At 51.5% G+C, this 18,310-nt stretch carries 16 protein-coding genes; 6 read left to right on the forward strand and 10 right to left on the reverse strand.

The window, feature by feature from the left end; genetic code table 11:
- The first annotated feature begins 145 nt into the window (after positions 1-145).
- The 3 genes from I0P70_RS14285 to uvrA all read left to right on the forward strand — a co-directional run bounded on the left by I0P70_RS14285 (position 146) and on the right by uvrA (position 4,049).
- On the forward strand, positions 146-541 hold the full coding sequence (locus tag I0P70_RS14285; protein ID WP_196119178.1) for a DUF202 domain-containing protein: 396 nt from the start codon (positions 146-148) through the stop codon (positions 539-541).
- Positions 538-1,023, forward strand: a complete 486-nt coding sequence (locus I0P70_RS14290; RefSeq protein ID WP_370583232.1) for a YidH family protein — start codon at positions 538-540, stop codon at positions 1,021-1,023. Before I0P70_RS14285 ends, I0P70_RS14290 begins: the two co-directional genes overlap by 4 nt.
- A gap of 131 nt (positions 1,024-1,154) precedes the next feature.
- A complete protein-coding gene (uvrA, locus tag I0P70_RS14295) occupies positions 1,155-4,049 on the forward strand; it encodes an excinuclease ABC subunit UvrA (protein WP_196119187.1) in 2,895 nt (964 codons plus the stop codon).
- 65 nt (positions 4,050-4,114) lie between these two features.
- Here uvrA and I0P70_RS14300 read toward each other — a convergent pair whose 3' ends face one another.
- Together I0P70_RS14300 and I0P70_RS14305 are read right to left on the reverse strand one after the other, a co-directional pair.
- On the reverse strand, positions 4,115-4,687 hold the full coding sequence (locus tag I0P70_RS14300; protein WP_196119189.1) for a DUF4142 domain-containing protein: 573 nt from the start codon (positions 4,685-4,687) through the stop codon (positions 4,115-4,117).
- A gap of 89 nt (positions 4,688-4,776) precedes the next feature.
- The gene (locus I0P70_RS14305) at positions 4,777-5,364 is read right to left on the reverse strand and encodes a DUF4142 domain-containing protein (protein ID WP_230392204.1); all 588 of its coding nucleotides are present in this window, start codon (positions 5,362-5,364) and stop codon (positions 4,777-4,779) included.
- A gap of 237 nt (positions 5,365-5,601) precedes the next feature.
- Here I0P70_RS14305 and I0P70_RS14310 point away from each other — a divergent pair, with 237 nt between their 5' ends.
- Complete coding sequence (locus I0P70_RS14310) at positions 5,602-6,312, forward strand: ABC transporter ATP-binding protein (RefSeq protein WP_230392205.1); 711 nt, start codon at positions 5,602-5,604, stop codon at positions 6,310-6,312.
- Here I0P70_RS14310 and I0P70_RS14315 read toward each other — a convergent pair whose 3' ends face one another.
- The 4 genes from I0P70_RS14315 to rpoN all read right to left on the reverse strand — a co-directional run bounded on the left by I0P70_RS14315 (position 6,313) and on the right by rpoN (position 10,258).
- On the reverse strand, positions 6,313-7,032 hold the full coding sequence (locus tag I0P70_RS14315) for a hypothetical protein (protein WP_196119191.1): 720 nt from the start codon (positions 7,030-7,032) through the stop codon (positions 6,313-6,315). It lies immediately after the preceding gene.
- A 190-nt stretch (positions 7,033-7,222) separates the two neighbouring features.
- Complete coding sequence (locus I0P70_RS14320; protein WP_196119193.1) at positions 7,223-8,005, reverse strand: enoyl-CoA hydratase-related protein; 783 nt, start codon at positions 8,003-8,005, stop codon at positions 7,223-7,225.
- Between the two features lie 65 nt (positions 8,006-8,070).
- Positions 8,071-8,691, reverse strand: coding sequence for a hypothetical protein (locus I0P70_RS14325; protein ID WP_196119195.1), 621 nt, complete (start codon positions 8,689-8,691; stop codon positions 8,071-8,073).
- A 118-nt stretch (positions 8,692-8,809) separates the two neighbouring features.
- Complete coding sequence (gene rpoN / locus I0P70_RS14330; protein ID WP_196119197.1) at positions 8,810-10,258, reverse strand: RNA polymerase factor sigma-54; 1,449 nt, start codon at positions 10,256-10,258, stop codon at positions 8,810-8,812.
- 288 nt (positions 10,259-10,546) lie between these two features.
- On the opposite strand from rpoN, the gene asnS reads away from it, so the two are divergent.
- Positions 10,547-11,986: an asparagine--tRNA ligase gene (gene asnS, locus I0P70_RS14335; protein WP_196119199.1), complete on the forward strand. Its 1,440-nt coding sequence runs from the start codon at positions 10,547-10,549 to the stop codon at positions 11,984-11,986.
- Between the two features lie 109 nt (positions 11,987-12,095).
- On the forward strand, positions 12,096-13,631 hold the full coding sequence (locus tag I0P70_RS14340; RefSeq protein WP_230392206.1) for a hypothetical protein: 1,536 nt from the start codon (positions 12,096-12,098) through the stop codon (positions 13,629-13,631).
- A 63-nt stretch (positions 13,632-13,694) separates the two neighbouring features.
- On the opposite strand, the gene I0P70_RS14345 is transcribed toward I0P70_RS14340, so the two are convergent.
- The 4 genes from I0P70_RS14345 to I0P70_RS14360 form a co-directional block, all read right to left on the reverse strand.
- The gene (locus I0P70_RS14345) at positions 13,695-14,189 is read right to left on the reverse strand and encodes a DUF4168 domain-containing protein (RefSeq protein WP_196119201.1); all 495 of its coding nucleotides are present in this window, start codon (positions 14,187-14,189) and stop codon (positions 13,695-13,697) included.
- 269 nt (positions 14,190-14,458) lie between these two features.
- On the reverse strand, positions 14,459-15,844 hold the full coding sequence (locus tag I0P70_RS14350; RefSeq protein WP_196119203.1) for an NAD(P)/FAD-dependent oxidoreductase: 1,386 nt from the start codon (positions 15,842-15,844) through the stop codon (positions 14,459-14,461).
- A gap of 79 nt (positions 15,845-15,923) precedes the next feature.
- Positions 15,924-16,517 carry an alpha-ketoglutarate-dependent dioxygenase AlkB gene (locus I0P70_RS14355; protein WP_196119205.1) on the reverse strand — a complete coding sequence of 198 codons (594 nt, stop codon included), beginning with the start codon at positions 16,515-16,517 and terminating at the stop codon, positions 15,924-15,926.
- Positions 16,504-18,222: a cation:proton antiporter gene (locus I0P70_RS14360; protein ID WP_196119214.1), complete on the reverse strand. Its 1,719-nt coding sequence runs from the start codon at positions 18,220-18,222 to the stop codon at positions 16,504-16,506. The genes I0P70_RS14355 and I0P70_RS14360 overlap by 14 nt, the downstream gene beginning before the upstream one ends.
- Positions 18,223-18,310: the final 88 nt, after the last annotated feature.

Here is an 18,310-nt window from a genome sequence, read left to right on the forward strand (position 1 = left end):
AAAGGAGCTGCTTTGCACCTTAGCAATATATAGTTTTAACATTGAATTTGAAAATTTTGAATTCGGCTCTACCTGAAAGCTTTAGCTGATTGCCATTACCTTAGCCCAGTAGAATCGTACATAATAACAGGAAAGCCCCAAGCCTATGTCAGACGCGGACAAAGAGTTGATCAAGAAGCTCAAGAAGAAGCTGAAAGTACAGGAGCAGAAAAACGCGGAGATACGTGACCACATGGCGGCAGAACGCACCATCTTCGCCAATGAACGTACTCTGATGGCTTACCTGCGCACCGCCATGACCATATCAGTAGGTGGTTTTGTTGCCATCAAGCTTTCCGATGATCTGTACCTGGAAATCATTGGCGTTATCCTGATTCCCATCGGCATTATACTGGGTGTTTACAGCTTTATCAGGTATAGACACAAGCAGCGTATCATTGAGAATCACCACCAGGGTTACTGCCCTACCAGTCATGAACACGAGCGGGCACATGATGACCTGCTACAGCCCGGCGAAAACGGCAAGCAGCCTTCAACGTGATAGAAACCATTATTCGGGATTCAACCGATGACTTTACAAAAGCTGACAGCTATGCCTTCCCTCGCATTAGTTTCGTATATTTCTCAAAAAGCGAAAAAATGCAGGCGCCGGAACAAGACGAGATCAAAAAGCTGAAGAAGAAAATCCAGAAGCTGGAGAAGAAAAACTCGGAAATACGGGACGAGATGGCTATACAGCGCACCATCTTCGCCAACGAGCGTACCCTGATGGCTTATTTCCGAACGGCCATTGCGCTCATAGCCGGTGGTTTTGCCGCTATTAAGTTTTCGCAGCACATGTACATGGAGCTGATCGGGCTTACCCTGATGCCGATCGGGATACTATTGGCTGTGTATAGCTTTGTACGCTACCTGAATAAGCAGAAACTGATCCAACGCCATCGGCAGGACTACCAACCCACGAGCCACCACCACGAGGAACTTCACGAAAAACAGGCATCACGCTACGGAAACATAGATTGAGGTAAAAGCTAAGGATAATTGCTAAAAGCTAAACCATTTAGCGCTGATCTCTGTTAAGAAGGGTTAGCATCTTCGAGTCCGGAGGAGCTGATATTTTTGTACCTTTGCTATTTAAAATCAAGCATTCCTGAATGGCTTTTAATCAAGCGCAAGACACAGCAACCGGCACCGCCACTGCCTTCTCTGAGGACGGAGAAACACAGCAGATCGAAGTATACGGTGCCCGCGAACATAATCTCAAAAACATTTCCATCAAGCTGCCCCGCTACAAGCTGGTCGTTTTTACCGGTATTAGTGGTTCGGGCAAGTCCTCGCTGGCTTTCGACACCATATACGCCGAAGGACAGCGCCGCTACATGGAAACCTTCTCGGCTTACGCCCGCTCGTTTATGGGCGGACTGGAGCGCCCTGACGTGGACAAGATCGAAGGACTTTCGCCGGTGATCTCCATCGAGCAGAAGACCACGAGCCGCAATCCACGCTCCACAGTAGGCACTATCACCGAGATTTACGACTTCATGCGACTGCTCTGGGCTCGTACGGCCGAGGCGTATAGCTATGTGACCGGCGAGAAAATGGTGCGCCAGAGCGACGACCAGATCGTAAACCACATCCTGGAGAACTTCGACGGCAAGCGCATTGTGGTGTTGGCCCCGGTGGTAAAAGGCCGTAAAGGGCACTACCGCGAACTCTTTCAGCAAATACGCAAGATGGGCTTTATACGTGCCCGCGTGGATGGCGAACTGGTGGAGATTGCCCCGAAAATGCAGGTGGACCGCTACAAGATTCACGACATCGAAATCGTGATCGACAAGATTGTGGTGAAAGAAGAAGACCGTTTCCGTTTGTCAGGTTCTATCCAGAATGCACTCACGCACGGCAAGGGCACAGTTCTGATCTTGGACGTTGACGCCGACAAGACGCACTTCTTCTCACGCCACCTCATGGACCCGGCCACAGGTATAGCCTATGACGATCCGGCTCCAAACTCCTTCTCGTTCAACTCCCCTTACGGTGCCTGCCCGGTGTGTAACGGTTTGGGTGAGATACAGGAGATCACGGAAGAGTCTGTTATACCTGATAAGAGCCTAAGTATTCGTCGCGGAGGTATAGCGCCCCTCGGCGAGTACCGTGACATCTGGATCTTTAAGCAGATTGAGGCCCTTTTCAAGCATTTCAAGGTATCGGTTTCGACGCCGATCAAAGACCTGCCGGAGGATGTGCTGAAGGTGTTGCTTTATGGTCTGGAAGAGGAGCTGGAAGTGAATACTAAAAAGGGCAACTATGTAGTCGAATTTGAGGGCATTGTCAATTTCCTGAAAGGGCAGATGGAATCGGACTCCGACAACATCCGCTCTTGGGTAGAGGATTTTGCGCAGACCACCACTTGCCCGGAATGTAACGGGTATAGACTCAAAAAAGAATCCCTGCACTTCAAGATCGCTGATACCAATATAGGCGAGCTCTCAGTGCTGGATATCAACAAACTGGCGGCTTGGTTTGAGGGCGTGGAAGACCGCATGAACGAGCGCCAGAATGTGATTGCCCGGGAACTCCTCAAAGAGATCCGCAAGCGTATCGGCTTCCTGTTAGATGTGGGTCTGGATTACCTGAGTCTGCACCGGCCTGTGAAAACACTGTCTGGTGGTGAGAGTCAGCGTATACGCTTGGCTACCCAGATCGGCACGCAGCTGGTGGGTGTGCTTTACATCATGGATGAACCGAGCATCGGTCTGCACCAGCGCGACAACGAGCGTCTTATCAAAGCCCTGCAGGACCTCCGCGATTTGGGTAACTCCATTATTGTGGTGGAGCACGACAAAGACATGATTTTGCAGGCTGACTATGTGGTGGACATCGGTCCGGGCGCAGGTATACACGGTGGCCAGGTGGTAACCGCCGGCACGCCAGAAGACATGATGAAGGCCGGTACCACCACCGCCGACTTCCTGAGTAACCGCCGGGGTATAGCCGTGCCGCGTGTGAAGCGTCCGGGCACAGGTGAAGTACTGAAACTGAAAGGCGCTACGGGCCACAACCTGAAAAACGTAACACTGGAGCTGCCGCTCGGTAAGATGGTGTGCGTAACCGGTGTGTCGGGCAGTGGCAAGTCCTCGCTCATACATGATACGCTCTATCCTATCCTGAACACACACTTCTTCCGAGCCAAGCGTGACCCGCTTCCTTATAAGAAAATTGAAGGATTGGAGCATCTTGATAAAGTGATCGAGGTAGACCAATCACCGATCGGTCGTACGCCACGATCCAACCCAGCTACTTATACGGGTGTGTTTACCGATATCCGTACACTGTTTGCGCAGCTGCCGGAGGCCAAGATCAGAGGGTATAACCCAGGTCGTTTCTCGTTTAACGTGAAGGGCGGCCGCTGCGAGGCTTGTGAAGGCGCAGGTATGCGCACGATCGAAATGAACTTCCTGCCGGACGTGTACGTGCCATGTGAAGTCTGCAAAGGCAAGCGCTACAACCGCGAAACGCTGGAAGTGCGCTTCAAAGGAAAGAGCATCACCGATGTGCTGGACATGACGGTAGAGCAGGCAGTGGAGTTCTTTGAGAGCCAGCCACGCATCCTGCGCAAGATACAGACACTCAATGAGGTGGGCTTAGGTTACATTACCCTCGGCCAGCAGGCGACTACCCTATCAGGCGGTGAGGCGCAGCGTGTGAAACTGGCAACAGAACTATCGAAGAAAGATACAGGCAAAACGCTCTACATTCTGGATGAACCAACGACCGGTCTTCACTTCCAGGACATCGAGCACTTGAGTGAGGTGCTGCACAAGCTGACTGACAAAGGCAACTCGGTGCTGATCATTGAACACAACCTCGATCTGATAAAGATAGCCGACTGGATCATCGACATCGGGCCGGAAGGTGGCGAGGGCGGTGGTACTATTGTGGCTGCCGGTACGCCAGAGGAAATCGTCAAAAAAGGGAAAGGCTATACCGCCCGCTTCCTGAAAGAGGAGCTCAAGACCAGCCACTACCGCGAAAACGGTCAGGCTTAGGATCTGGTATAGCTCAGCATATTTGAAAAGTCCGCTGCTAAGGTATAGCAGCGGACTTTTCGTTTCTAGATGCTTCCTAGTCTGTCTTCGAGTGCTTCGGCCTTCTGCAGGTGCTGCCGCAGGAGCGGGAGTTGCTTGGAGGCAAACTGCTTTACATCCATATTGATTGCGTTCTCTGCCATGTCTTCGTAGCGTTTTAGCAAACGATTGTGCTCTTCGCGTATACGCTTGATGTAGGCCAGGTCAAAGCCAATACCTGTTTCACCGCTTACTTCATTGTATACCTTCTGATGCGAACTGCCCAGTTCGTTAGGCACTACAAATTCGCCTTGAACAGCTACATCCTGCAGGTCTTCCATCACACGACGGTGACCTGTGCTCATCTCCTGCGCCATTTCTTTTACCTCTGGACTGACAGCTCTCTCCAAAGCCAGGTCGTCGAGCTGCACCTGCAGCATATTTGCGCTGGTGGCCTCTGCTATGAACAGGGCATCGTTTTTCATTCCCTGCACACCGGCAGCCTCAAACTGCTCTACACTCTGGGCAGCTGCCTGCTCTATGCTATCGTCTCCGCCACATGAGGTGCTGCCCAACAGCAGCAGGGCGCTCGCCATATACACCGTAAATTTCCGAATCATACACATGGGTTTAAAACAGGAACATCTGCAACCAAAAGGGCTGCAGATGCTCAAGATAGTCTTTTTATAAAATAAATCAGAGCAAGTGCTTAGTTATTACCAAGGGCGTCTCTGATCTGCTGGGCACGGTCACGATGCTGGCGCAGCTTTGGAAGTGTTTTGCTGGCAAAGGCCTTCACATCCGCATCTGCGTAGTTTTCGTCTTCTGCTACATCCTCAAACATGCTGATGTCGCTATCGTGCGCGCTCACCATTTTGTCCATATAGTTTCTGTCAAACTCAGCGCCTTGCTTGTCGCGCAAATCACGCATCTGGTCCATGTGCTCGTTACTCATGCTGTCAGGCAGCGTGATGTTTTTGCTGGTTGCCAGCGTGCGCAGCTCGTCATTTGCCGCTGAGTGGTCCTTCACCATCATAGCGGCAAACTCCTTCACTTGTGAGTTGGTCGCACGTTCCTGCGCCAGTTTACCTGCCTCTACTTCCATCATGCTGCTGCTGGCTGCTTTGGTCACAAACTCAGAGGCCTCTACTCTGCGGTCCTCCATGGCAGTGTCCTCAAAGGTCTGTTCGGTAGCTTCCTGTGCCTGTTCTACGCTGTCGTTGCCCGAGCCGCCACAGGCCATTGTGCCGAACATAAAGGCACATGCCATTAATCCTGTTGTTGCAATTCTTTTCATAGTGTTATTTCTTGTTAATAGTAAAATAGTTTGAACAGATTGGTATACGCCCCTAATGCAATGTTGTTATATTATGTGCTTTTAATATAGTAGACACAGTCAAAAAACCGCTGTTTGGAGGATTTTCTGGGTTAAAGTGAGGGGGTATGCAACATAGGCGGAAAAGGCTACAACCATCTCAGGCATAAAACGATATATACCTGAAACAAGCCTGCAACCCTTCTTAAGCCAAACCATATGACACGATTCCTGGCCTTGCGCCCCACCGCAGCTTTGGTATTCTTCTATTGTTTTATGATTTGTACCGCAACCCATGCACAGGTAACGGAGCAGGAAAGGGAGGATCGTGCCGAGATGGCTAACATTGACCAAGACCATGACAAGGTATTCAAGATACACCCGCTGCACTACGGAGAAGTTTTCGTTTCTTATGAAAAAGTGCGCGCACCCGGTATCAGTAACGAGTTCGGACTGAATTATTTTTACAAACTGCACATGAAGGGCGATGGCTGGTCAACTAATATAAAGGATGTGATGGGCATCGGCATCCGGATGAGTCAGCGTTACTATACCTCTAAGAAAAAACCTGCTCCTTTCGGCTTTTTCCACGGCCCCATGTTCAGCTACCGTTTCATTGTGTTTGAGCGCAATGTGTTTGACCTGCCGGACGTGCCGCCCAGCGACCCCGATTTCAGGTATGTAGGCCGGCTCTACCAGAATGCCATAGACCTGAGCTACCACCTGGGCTACCAGTTCCGGCTGGGCCGCCACTTTACCACAGAGCTGTCAGGAGGACTTGGGGGACGGGTTAAGATTGCCAATGCCACCAACGGCGGAGACCTGATCAGGGAAAACATCATCGGGCATGTGATGCATTCCGATGAAGGCGCCGTCTTCACGGTGGGGCCTTCTCCGCAGCTGAACTTCTCGATCGGCTATTCTTTCTGATTACTTATTGATCTTGTTGAGCACACTGTAAGCCATTAGTTTGCCATTGCGGTAGGTTTCTGACTTGATCCAGCCGGTGCCGGGCACAAACCACTCGACCGTTTGCATACGGGTACTGGGCATTTTCATGCCCATGGCACGGGTCTGCACCTCCATGTCCTGGTTTATCTTGAAGCCTTCGTATGTACCGGCCGGCACCTCCAGCCGCTCTTTGTTGCCCACGGTGCGTCCTGTTACCTGCATCGTAATCGTACTCATGTTCTGGCCGCTGCCTTTGTCTATGACATTGATGGTGAAGCTGCCGTCTTTAAGTTGTTGCCCCGGACTGAGAGAGGCCGGGTAGTCCATGTGGTCGCCTTCCATTTTGACTTCCATGTTCTTGTAAGCTTCCATCATATCCGGGTTCATAAGCGAGCGCATGTCTATCCAAATGGAACCGTTTTCACAACCTACCTGGTAGCTGCCTTCGTTGGCCATTTTGCCCTTCTCGTCATACATCTGGGTATGAACCGTAGCCTCCGATTTATTTCCGTTGCGCCGCACATCGGTTACTTTGTAAAGCATGCGGCCTGTGAGTTTGTTGCGCTGGTTGTAGTTGAGTATCTCGTACTCAGCATTTTCAGTTAGCAGCATATAGCCATTGCAGTCCTGCCCATGTACAGGAGTCGTCAGCAACACCCACAACAGTACTATCGTGATGAGGAGAAACTGATTTTTCATAATTTTAAGCTAATTTACCCTTTGAATACTACTATATGTATACTATAACAAGTAGTTGATCGCCTATCATAACTGCAGATATGTGTGAACGGGCTGGTCGCATGGGCAAACGGCCTAAAATTCAGGGTATAAAAAAAAGCCGGACGCAAGTTCCGGCTTCTATACCTATGTTTCTGAGTCAGGAGTTACCTTAAGCACCTGTAAAGTTCGGCTTGCGCTTCTCGTTGAAGGCAGTCACGCCTTCCTTATAGTCAGCTGAATTACCGGCTATTTTCTGGCAGTGTGCCTCGTAATCCAACATTTCGTCCAAAGTAGAGTTGAAGGACTTGTTAAGCATTTTCTTCATCAGACCAATGGCTTTGGTTGGTGCCACAGCGTATCGGGCAGCCAGTTCAGCCACGGCAGCGTCCAGTTCTTCAGGCGCTACCACTTTGTTTACCATACCGAGCTGCAGCGCTTCTTCAGCGCTTACTTTAGAGCCTAGGGTACTCAACTCGAAGGCCTTAAGCGAACCTACTACACGCGGCAGGAAGAAAGAGGACCCAGAGTCGAGCACCAAGCCTACGTTCACGAACACCTCGATCATGCTGGCAGCGGTGGAGGCAACGATCAGGTCACAGGCCAAAGCAAGGGAACAACCGGCACCTGCAGCCACACCGTTCAGCTTGCAGATGATCGGCTTGGGGAGGTTTCGCATCGCCCGGATGATCGGGTTATACCTTTTCTCAAGCGACTCCGACAGATCACGCTTGTCGGCACTGGCGATGGCTTTGAGGTCCTGCCCGGAGCAGAAGGCCCGGCCGGCACCCGTCAGGATAACCACCCGCACACTGTCGTCGCGGGTCACCTGCTTCAGGGCGTCCTGCAGCTCGTAGCTCTGCTTGTCGTTAAAGGCGTTGAAAACATCGGGTCTGTTCAGCGTGATGGTTGCGATGCCATCCTGCACGTCATATAGCAAGCACTCGTAGTTCATGTTGTCGTTTGTTTATAGTAGAGATAACCAAAGGTATAGATAATCACCCTGAAGAGCAAAAACGGCTATAGCGCTACCAAACCCGCCATAAGCACTAGTACAAGCCCTGTCAGAAAGCCGGTATAGGCCTGCGCCGGGGTATGAGCGTGCAGCGCCAGTCTGGCCGAGAGCACCGCCCCAGATACCAGGATCAGCAATATGATAGGCATAAGCAAACCTGCTTCGGGCATCAGTTTGTTCACCAGCAGAAGCACACCCAAGGCCCCTCCCAATCCGATGCCGTGCGCACTGATCTTCCAGAAAAAGGATACGAACCAGGCCACAAAGACAGATGCTGTGATCACGGCCATTATAAAATAGAAAAGCTGATCAAAAACAGGCTCTGAGTAAAACAGGTAAGTCGTGACCGCATAGCAAAGGGCCGTGAACAGGAGTGGTTTGCTGCGCTGCTCGCGCCGGTCAATCTCATATGAGTCGATAAAGCCGGTTTTGAACATCGCAAAGGCACCAAGCCCAGGCACCATGAAGGTGCTAAAGAAGACCATTCCAAGTATGATCCAGCGGCTTTGCAATGGCAGCGAAATAGAGGAAACTGGCAGAAAGTAAAGAATGATGACGAACAGATACGTCGGCATCAGCAGTGGGTGAAACGCAACAGACAAAAAGCGGGCAAGGGAGCGGTTCAAGAAAGGCTAATTATTAATGACGAATGAATAGTGACTAAATTTTTGAGTTATCTGACAGGTATACGCTTCGCAATGAACGGCTAATTAATTATTCATCCTTATTAATTAATTCATTCTATTAAAGCTCTTTCCGCAGACGTGCTACCGGTATGTTGAGCTGCTCGCGGTATTTGGCCACGGTGCGGCGGGCTATGTTGTAGCCTTTGTCGTTCAGGAGCTTTTCTATCTTTTCGTCGGAGAGTGGCTTGCGCTTGTTCTCTTTGTCAATAATCTCTTTGAGAATATGCTTCACCTCACGGCTGCTGGCATCTTCGCCGGAATCGGTGGCGATACCTTCGGAGAAGAAGTACTTGAGCGGGTAAATACCGAACTCAGTCTGCACGGCCTTGCTGTTGGCCACACGGCTCACCGTACTGATGTCCATTCCGATCTCCTCGGCGATATCTTTCAGAATCATCGGACGCAATTGGCTTTCGTCGCCTTCCAGGAAGAAATCGTGCTGATATTTAATGATGGCCTCCATGGTGCGCAGCAGTGTGTTCTGGCGCTGACGTATGGCATCGATAAACCACTTGGCCGCATCGAGCTTCTGCTTTACAAAAGCCACTGTCTCCTTCAGCTTCTTGTCTTTCTTGTCCGACTTGTCGTAGGCGTCGAACATATCGGCATAGGAGCGGCTAATGCGCAGGTCCGGGGCATTGCGGGAGTTGAGCGAAAGCTGCAGCTGCCCATTTTCGTTCGTCAGGATGAAGTCAGGTATAATGTACTGCACCCGCGTCATGCCGGCACCGCTACCACCTGGCTTCGGATTAAGTTTGATGATGACGTCGATAGCTTTTTTCAGCTCTTCTTCCGACACGCCAAACTTGCTCTGTATTTTCTGGTAATGTTTCTTAGTGAATTCGTCAAATGAGTCTTTAATGATGCGCTCGGCCAACCGGATGGTTTCGTCCTGCTCACGGCGCTCGAGCTGCAGCAGCAAGCACTCCGGCAAATCACGTGCGCCTATACCTGCCGGGTCGAAGGTCTGGATCATGTGCAGCACCTGCTCAATTTCCTCTTCGGAGGTCATCACATTCTGCGAAAAGGCCAGGTCGTTGGCAATAGAGCTCAGGTCGCGGCGGATGTACCCGTCGCTATCAATGCTGCCAATGAGCTGCATCCCAATCGTGTACTGCTTGTCGTCGAGCTCCAGAAAGCCCAGTTGGTCCATCAGGTTGTCGGTGAGCGAGGTGGACATGGCGATGGGCATTTCGCGATCATCGTCATCATCGCCACCGCGGTCGCCTTGCATCTTGTAGCCGCTTATCTCGTCGTCGTTCAGGTAGTCATTGATGTCGACATCGTCTTTGCCGTAGTCGTCATCGCTGTCGTAGTCATCCGACTCGGAGTCGCTGTATTCGTTTTCGGGCTCTTCACGGCCTTCTTCCAGGGCGGGGTTAACCTCCATTTCCTCTTTTATGCGTGCCTCCAGCTCAACAGTAGGTATCTGCAGCAGCTTGATAAATTGTATCTGCTGCGGCGATAACTTCTGGGATAAGAGTTGTCTTAAATCGAGTCGCTGCATAGTGGGTGAAAATGGATTTTGGCGCCTGTCAGTGCACCTTCAAATTTAGGATAATTTTACTTGCATTTACAAAAAAGGTTAAAATATCGTTACTTTGAGGGATTATTGGGAAAGGGGCTGCACCCAGGTGCCAACAGTGGTCAACTTGCCTGCTACAGGACTTTACCTAAGTAGATTAGGGCCGCTGGTTTGCGCTTTTTTACGTACCTTTTTCTGCCTTTGCTGAAGGGCAGAAAATTATACCTTAACCTATAATTTGTTCAGACACATTACGCTACTAGAAATAACATGCAACGCACAAAAGTAAAAGAGCTACTGACGGGTGCCGGTGTAGGCAACGAGGTTTTATTGAAGGGCTGGGTACGCACCAAGCGCGGCAACAAATTTGTGAATTTCATCGCCGTGAACGACGGCTCCACGATACAGAACCTGCAGGTAGTAGCCGATGCCGAGAAGTTTGGCGAGGAGTCCCTGAAGGACGTAACCACCGGTGCTGCCGTAGCTATTACGGGGCAGCTGGTAGAGTCGCAGGGCAAGGGACAGGCTTACGAGATCATGGCCAACACGATTGAAGTGCTGGGCAAAGCCGATCCGGAAACCTACCCACTGCAGAAGAAAGCGCACTCGCTGGAGTTTTTGCGCGAGATCGCGCACCTGCGCTTCCGTACCAACACCTTCGGAGCTGTGTTCCGCGTGCGCAACTCTTTGGCTTTTGCCGTGCACAGGTTCTTCAACGAGAAGGGCTTTGTGTACATGCACACGCCGATCATCACGGCCTCTGATGCAGAGGGCGCCGGAGAGATGTTCCGCGTAACCACGCTAGACCCAACCAACCCGCCGCTTACCGAAAACGGACAGGTGAACTACGAAGAGGATTTCTTCGGCAAAGCCACCAACCTGACGGTATCTGGTCAGCTGGAAGGTGAGCTGGCAGCCATGGCTTTCAGTGATATCTATACCTTCGGCCCGACCTTCCGGGCAGAAAACTCCAACACCGCCCGTCACCTGGCTGAGTTCTGGATGATCGAGCCGGAAATGGCTTTCTATGACCTGAAGATGAACGCTGACCTGGCCGAGGAGTTTATCAAGTATATCATCCGCTACGCACTGGAGCACAACCGCGAGGACATCGAGTTCCTGGGCCAGCGCCTGACAGAAGAAGATAAGAGCAAGCCGCAGAACGAGCGCCAGGAAATGACCTTGCTCGAGAAACTGGAGTTTGTGGTGAACAACGACTTTGAGCGTGTAACCTATACCGAGGCGATCGATATCCTGCTCAACTCGAATCACTACAAAAAGAAGAAATTCCAGTATGACGTGAAGTGGGGCATCGACCTGCAGAGTGAGCACGAGCGCTACCTGGTAGAGAAGCACTTCAAAAAGCCGGTGATTGTAACGGACTATCCGAAAGACATCAAGGCCTTCTACATGCGCCTCAACGACGACGGCAAGACTGTGGCCGCTATGGACATCCTGGCGCCAGGTATAGGCGAGATCGTGGGTGGTTCGCAGCGTGAGGAACGCATGGACATACTGGTGGAGCGCATGAAAGGCGTAGGTATACACGAGGAGGACCTGTGGTGGTACCTCGACACCCGTCGTTTCGGTGGCTGTCCGCATGCCGGCTTCGGTCTGGGTTTCGAGCGCATGGTGCAGTTCGTGACAGGTATGGGCAACATCCGCGACGTGATCCCTTTCCCACGCACACCGAAAAACGCAGAGTTTTAACACAGGTTATACCTGCGTGAACATAGAGCCCGGCTATACCTTAGCCGGGCTCTCTTTTTGGCTAGAAATTTGCTATCTTACTTCAGATAAATCCCTAATAAATAGCCTTATGCGATATATAATATTAGCCTTGCTCCTGCTCGGTTTTGCTGCACCTGAGGTGCGTGCGCAGCAGGAGTTCGCCAGCCTGGAGCTTCCCTTGCGCCGGGCTGAAGATCTGGTGTCGGTGGCCGATGGTGACGGCAATGTCTGTCTCTACTTCTTTCAGGGTGGCAAGCTGCACTTTAGCCTGGTAGATGCGAAGGGTCAGACCGTAGCGACTCAGGAGATACCGTACCGCAACGGCCAGCAGCCACAGGTGCTGGGTACCCGCGTAACCGATACTGAGTTTGTATTTTATAGCCGGTATGTAAACGGCAGCAAAGAGTTTGTGCGCCCTTTTGCCGTAAACAGGTATAGCGGTGGTTTCCGTAGCCTGCCCGATGTGCCGCTGCGCCGTGACAGAAACGAGACGTTTGTCGGCGCCTTTGCCGATGCATCTCATTTTTACATGATTTATACCGATAAGAAGGATAACCTGATCCTGCACCGTGAGTTGGATGAAAGCTACTACGAGAAGAAGACCTTCCAGATGGCGGACCTGCCGCGCACCCGTACCCGTAGCGAACGCCAGCAGGAACTGATCTTTGTGCACCCTGACTTGGAGCGCACCGTGTTTGCCGGTCAGCACCGCAGCAAGATCTACACCCGCGGTGATAAGCTATACCTGGTATTCGACGGTTTCTCGCTGCGTGGCAAGAAGAATGAACTGACCACTGAGATTCTGACACTCGACTGGCCAAGTGGCCAAACCGAATACCGTACACTGCCGTCGTTGACCGTTAAAAGCGCGTCCAATTTCAACTCTTTCCTGCATGCCAACACCCTGTTCCGGGTACAATTGGAGAAAGACGAATTTACGTTGACCGCCTTTAACTTCAACACCCTGCAGCCAATCAAGGAGTACAGGTATACGGCTGATCAGGATATCGACATTAAAGCTACGCCAGTGCACCAGCGGGGAGCAGGCGCCTTGTTCTCGTCAGGCAATAGCGTGATCGAGAAGACCTCTAAGGTGATGCGCAACCTGTCGACGGGCAAACCTGCTATTACCGTAGATGCCTTCAACGATAGCACACTGCAGCTTACCATCGGTTCGTACCAGCCGCCAAGCCGCCGCAACATAAACGGAGACCCGGGCAGACTAGTGCGTACGCCCGATCGCTTTATCCAGACCTCACGTGGGCTATACCTGATGCCAGGACGCTGGGTACCGGCCTATACCTTACCGTACAGCTACAGCATGTTCCCGTACAACCGCTACTACTACGATCCGTTTTATAACCGATCGGGTGAGCCAGTGGGGCCTGGAACGAGCACCTATTTCAGAGCTGTGCTCGATAGTGAGACGCTCGACAAAGCTTATGTAGCAAAAGACGACAGTGCCGCCGCCACCGTGCAGGACAAGATAGAGGCTTACGAAGAAGAGCTGAAGCAGAAGCCAGAGTATAAGACACTATACCGCTATGGCAACAACAAGCTGCACTACGGCTATTTCGACAAGCGTAGTAAGACCTTTAAGATACTGGAGTTCACACAGAACTAAGGCCAATAAAAAAGCTTCGCCGGAATTCGGCGAAGCTTTTTTGTGCTTTATACCTGAGAGCTTTTACAAACCCATCATTTTCTGGATCTTGGCCTGCACGGCCGGGTCCTGCTGGTAAGCCAGCATGATCTGCTCGTAGCGCTCTACTGACATGCCATCTTTCTGAATAGCAGCCTGCATGTTCTTTTCAATGTCAGGTTGCATTTCCATCATACGTCCGATCGCTTTGTTAAAAGCGGCCTTCTCTTCTGCTGTGCCTTCGGCTTCAGCCAGCTTCTGCTGCTGATGTGCCTGCGCCAGGGTGTTGAATTTATCAACGCTTAGTTTCTCTTCTTCCAGAATCACCAGCATGGCTTTTTCGCTTTCCTGCTGCAGCTCCATCAAACGGGTACTGGCATCTACAAAAAGCTTGATATCCTGATCAGAAATAGCTTGCGCCTGTTGCTGCGGTGCTTTCTGAGGAGTAGCCTGCTGGGCTACTGCGCTACCGCCTATTGACACGAAGCCTACAACAAGTCCTGCCACGGCAGTGGCCTTCAGTTTATGTAAAATATTCATGAGACTCGGGGTTAAAAATTTTGAAATGATGAATAAAGAAAGACGGGTTCACTTGATCGCTATATAAGCTATACCTGACTCTTAATTAAAATGTTTTGAAGCTATAACTTGCAAGAACCTAGCCAGGTTATTCAACTGCTCTCAGAGGCCCCAAACTTTACTTTTAATATTCCGATGGAAAAGGTAACTTAAATGTAAAATATAAGCAGGATATGGCCCCAAAAAAGGCTATTGTAAATTGAGAGAAGCTTAGCTGGATTAGCAGGTTTTTACGCCTCCTGCGCCTGATAGCTTTTCAGTTTCTCTTTCTTAACAAGCTGCTTTTCCAGCAGTTTATGCACCTCCGGCTTGTCGTAGTCTTCCACAGTTTTGATATGCTTCATCACCTTTTTCATGATCTTGTCCTGCTCACGGCCTGTCTCCAGGGCGTAGGAATAAGGTAAGTCTGTGAAGGTTACCATGGAGTAGAGCGGAATCCACTTGTCGGGGTATTGCTGGTTGATCTTGCCTTCAATCTTCTTGCGGAGCAGGAAGCGCGGGTCGGCCACCTTGTCGCGCATCTCGATGAAGTTCATCACGGCCAGGTCGGCAATGGCATCGGCATCGGGTTTGCGTTTGCGCTCAAACTTCTTGAACAGGCTTTCCCAATCCCCGCTGAAGTTTTCGAGCATTTGGTCCAGCACGGTGATATCCTCAAAGCCAGCGTTCATACCTTGCCCGTAGAACGGTACCACCGCATGGCAGGCGTCGCCGATCAGCAGAGCTTTGTCTTCGAAAGACCAGGGGAAGCACTTGACCGTCACCAGCGAACCGATGGGGTTAGAGAAGTAGTCCTCGGCCAGATCAGGCATCAAAGGTATAGCATCGGGGAAAGTCTGCAGGAAAAAGTTGAGCAGGTTGTCGTCGGTTTTGATGCTCTCAAAGGAAAGCTCACCCTCGTAAGGAAAAAACAAGGTACAGGTGAAGCTGCCGTCGATGTTGGGCAGGGCGATCATCATGTAGTTGCCGCGCGGCCAGATGTGCAGGGCGTTCTTCTCCAATGCCCAGCCACCGTCTGCGGTTGGCGGTATGGTCAGCTCCTTGTAGCCGTACTCCAGGTAGCTTTGTGAGTAGTTGTAGCGTTCGGTTTTCTGCATGGCGTTGCGCACCATCGAAAAAGCCCCGTCGGCTCCGAACAGCATTTCGGTTTGCAGCTCTTCCAGCTCGCCTGTTTCGTGATTGCGCAGTGTGGCTTTGCTTTGGCGCAGGTCCAGGTCGAGCAGCTGGCGGTTGAAGTGGTAGGTGATATCGGGATTTGACTCCGACAGATCCATCAAAGCAGCGTTCAGACCTGCACGGGAAACCGAATAGATCGACTGCCCCTCTTTACCGTACGGCTGAAACGTGAGCTTGCCCTGTTCATCGTGCATCATGCGGCCATGCATCGGGATAGCCACTTTGCGCACAGCCTCCTCTATACCTATACCTCTAAGCGCTTTGAAGCCGCGGTCGCTCAGGGCGAGGTTGATCGAACGGCCACCATCAAGCAGGATCTTGCGCATGTCGGGTCGGCGCTCGTAGATGTCCACTTTGTGACCGCGCTTGGCCAGATATAGCGACAGCAGCGAACCAACCAGTCCGGCTCCCATGATGGTGATGTTCTTTCTCTCAGTCATAGTGTGAGGTTCAGGGCTTCTTGTTCTGTAAAGAAACGTTTTCCAATCGGGAAAGGCAATACTCCGGCGGCATTATACCTTAGCCAATGATTGTACGGAAAGTCAGGTTAATGCGGGGCGCGATAGGACGACTTGTTTTGGGCAGTTGGTGCTGCCAGTGCTGTTGCGTAGTTGCCTGCATGAGCAAGAGGCTGCCGTGCTGCAGTGTAAGCTTCAAAGCAGGCAGGTCTTTGCGCTTGCGGTGCCGAAAGGCAAAGCCCCGCTCTCCGCCAAAACTGATGGAGGCTATACCTGGCCCAAGCGATTTTTCGTCGTCTGCGTGCCAGCCCATGCTGTCCTGCCCGTGACGGTAGTAGTTGAGCAGCACGCTGTTATACCTGTCGCCTGAGGCGGCTTCTACTTTTTCTTTCAGCTCCTGCAGCACAGGCAGCCAGGGCTGGGGTGCATTGTACAGGCCTGAGTAGGTATAGCCTTTGTCTCCGTACCAGGCAGTGAGACGTGGCAGGGGCAGCTGTTTGCTAAACATTTTGATTTCCTCTTGCTGCCAGGCTACTTCCTCGGTCAGTCGCTGCAGGTATAGGTCGCTTTCTTCTTTCGTGAAAAAGTGCGCTGCGTAGTATACCTCGGCATCGGGCATGTCGAGTTGGGTGAAGCCTTCGCTATTCGGAATCATCTTCTTTTCTGGTTCTCTCCTGATCACTTTCTATCTCTTGCTCCGCTTCCGCCTTTTCGTCTTTCTCCACTTCGTGACTGAACATTTCGGCTACATGCTGCGCAGAGTCTTTGTAAGGTTCTAAAATGAACTGGGCGCCTGCCTCTCTGAGCGCCACTACAGCTCTGTCGCTGGTAGCGGTTACAGCCACCTGGCCCTGAAAATCGTGGTGCCACAGCAGTTTCATCAGGGCGATGTTTACGTTCACCTCCGAAATGGTACTGATGACGTTCGATACCTTTTTTATAGGCAACACCTCGGCTAAATCCGGGTCTTCGGCATCGCAGTACACGGCATTCAAGTCGTTCTCTGTCCAGTTGTTCACAATGGCCGGGTTGATGTCTGCCCCGACATACTTCAGTCCTTTTTCTTTTAAGGCAGTGGCTATACGCTGGCCGTAACGCCCTAAGCCGAAGATAAGCACATCCAGTTTTTCGGTATCGTCTTCGAGCTCCTTGGGCTGCGTCGGTTTCTTTTTCTCAAATACGCCGAGCATGGGCCCAAGCCAGTCGTAGAGTTTGTCCGAGAACATGATCATGTAGGTGGAGAGCGTGATGGTGATAAGGCCAACCAGCGTCACCAGTCCTAACGTTTCTTCGTCGATGTGACCCACGCCCATGCCCATGTTGATGAGGATAAGCGAGAACTCACTGATCTGCGCTACGGTTAGGCCTGCCTTAAAGGAGGTGCGCTTGTGGTAGCCCATAATACCCATGATGATGAGCACGATGATCGGGTTGCCGACCAGCACAAACACCGAGAATATAATGGACGGCACGACCTGTTCGCCCATCAGCCCCAGGTTGAGTTGCGAACCCAGATCAAGGAAAAAGAACAACAGCAGGAAGTCGCGCACGCTGGTGAGTCGGCCGCTGATCACTTCGCGGTACTGTGTGGAGGCCAGCGATATACCTGCGAGAAAAGCACCCACTTCCTTGCTAAAGCCCAGAAAATCGCCCAGCGCGGCCAGCAGGATCGCCCAGCCAATGGAGAAGAGCACCAGTAATTCCTGCGAGTCGGCCAGTTGCTTGGTCACTCTCGGAATCACATACTTCATAAGCACGGCCACCACCGCAAACATGGCAATGCCCTTGCCGAACACAAAGAGCAGGTCCATTCCGACGGAGCGATCCGACTCGGCACCCAGCGCCGACAGCACGATCATTACTACGACCACCACAATGTCCTGCACAATCAGGAAGCCAAGTGCGATCTGCCCGTGCAGCATGTCGATCTCCTTTTTGTCGGAGAGCAGCTTGACGATGATGATGGTACTCGAAAACGTGAGTGCCACCGCCACATACAGCGACTCCAACCACTCAAAACCTAGCGCCATGGCAATGCCAAAACCAAAGACCGAGGTAAAGATCACCTGCCCGAGGCCTGTCATCAAAGCTACTTTTCCCGTCGATTTAATCAGGTTGATATCCAGTTTGAGGCCTACCACGAAGAGCAGAATGGCAATACCCATCTCGGCGAGCAGATCAATCTCATGTTCGGAATTGAGGATGTTGAGCACCGAGGGCCCTACCAGTATGCCTACCGCGATAAACGACACGATAAGTGGCTGCCGCAGCACGCGGCCAATGGCTCCAGCCAAAGTAGCCAGAAAGATAATGAGGGCGAACTCGTAAAATTGGTTGTTGATCAGCTCACTTAGGTTCATAGTAGTAGATTGGGGTGTGGCGTGTGCACTAAAAAAAGCGCTCCCGACTTAATACAGAGCACAGGGGCTTTTAGTTTTAAGACTTGGT

Source organism: Pontibacter sp. FD36 (assembly GCF_015686655.1).
GTDB lineage: Bacteria > Bacteroidota > Bacteroidia > Cytophagales > Hymenobacteraceae > Pontibacter.

Bases quoted from the DNA above. Each gene is read 5' to 3' on its own strand.
- I0P70_RS14285 (WP_196119178.1), top strand. From the start codon at position 146: ATGTCAGACGCGGACAAAGAGTTGATCAAGAAGCTCAAGAAGAAGCTG.
- uvrA (WP_196119187.1), top strand. From the start codon at position 1,155: ATGGCTTTTAATCAAGCGCAAGACACAGCAACCGGCACCGCCACTGCC.
- I0P70_RS14300 (WP_196119189.1), bottom strand. From the start codon at position 4,687: ATGATTCGGAAATTTACGGTGTATATGGCGAGCGCCCTGCTGCTGTTG.
- I0P70_RS14305 (WP_230392204.1), bottom strand. From the start codon at position 5,364: ATGAAAAGAATTGCAACAACAGGATTAATGGCATGTGCCTTTATGTTC.
- I0P70_RS14310 (WP_230392205.1), top strand. From the start codon at position 5,602: ATGACACGATTCCTGGCCTTGCGCCCCACCGCAGCTTTGGTATTCTTC.
- I0P70_RS14315 (WP_196119191.1), bottom strand. From the start codon at position 7,032: ATGAAAAATCAGTTTCTCCTCATCACGATAGTACTGTTGTGGGTGTTG.
- I0P70_RS14320 (WP_196119193.1), bottom strand. From the start codon at position 8,005: ATGAACTACGAGTGCTTGCTATATGACGTGCAGGATGGCATCGCAACC.
- rpoN (WP_196119197.1), bottom strand. From the start codon at position 10,258: ATGCAGCGACTCGATTTAAGACAACTCTTATCCCAGAAGTTATCGCCG.
- asnS (WP_196119199.1), top strand. From the start codon at position 10,547: ATGCAACGCACAAAAGTAAAAGAGCTACTGACGGGTGCCGGTGTAGGC.
- I0P70_RS14340 (WP_230392206.1), top strand. From the start codon at position 12,096: ATGCGATATATAATATTAGCCTTGCTCCTGCTCGGTTTTGCTGCACCT.
- I0P70_RS14345 (WP_196119201.1), bottom strand. From the start codon at position 14,189: ATGAATATTTTACATAAACTGAAGGCCACTGCCGTGGCAGGACTTGTT.
- I0P70_RS14350 (WP_196119203.1), bottom strand. From the start codon at position 15,844: ATGACTGAGAGAAAGAACATCACCATCATGGGAGCCGGACTGGTTGGT.
- I0P70_RS14355 (WP_196119205.1), bottom strand. From the start codon at position 16,517: ATGATTCCGAATAGCGAAGGCTTCACCCAACTCGACATGCCCGATGCC.
- I0P70_RS14360 (WP_196119214.1), bottom strand. From the start codon at position 18,222: ATGAACCTAAGTGAGCTGATCAACAACCAATTTTACGAGTTCGCCCTC.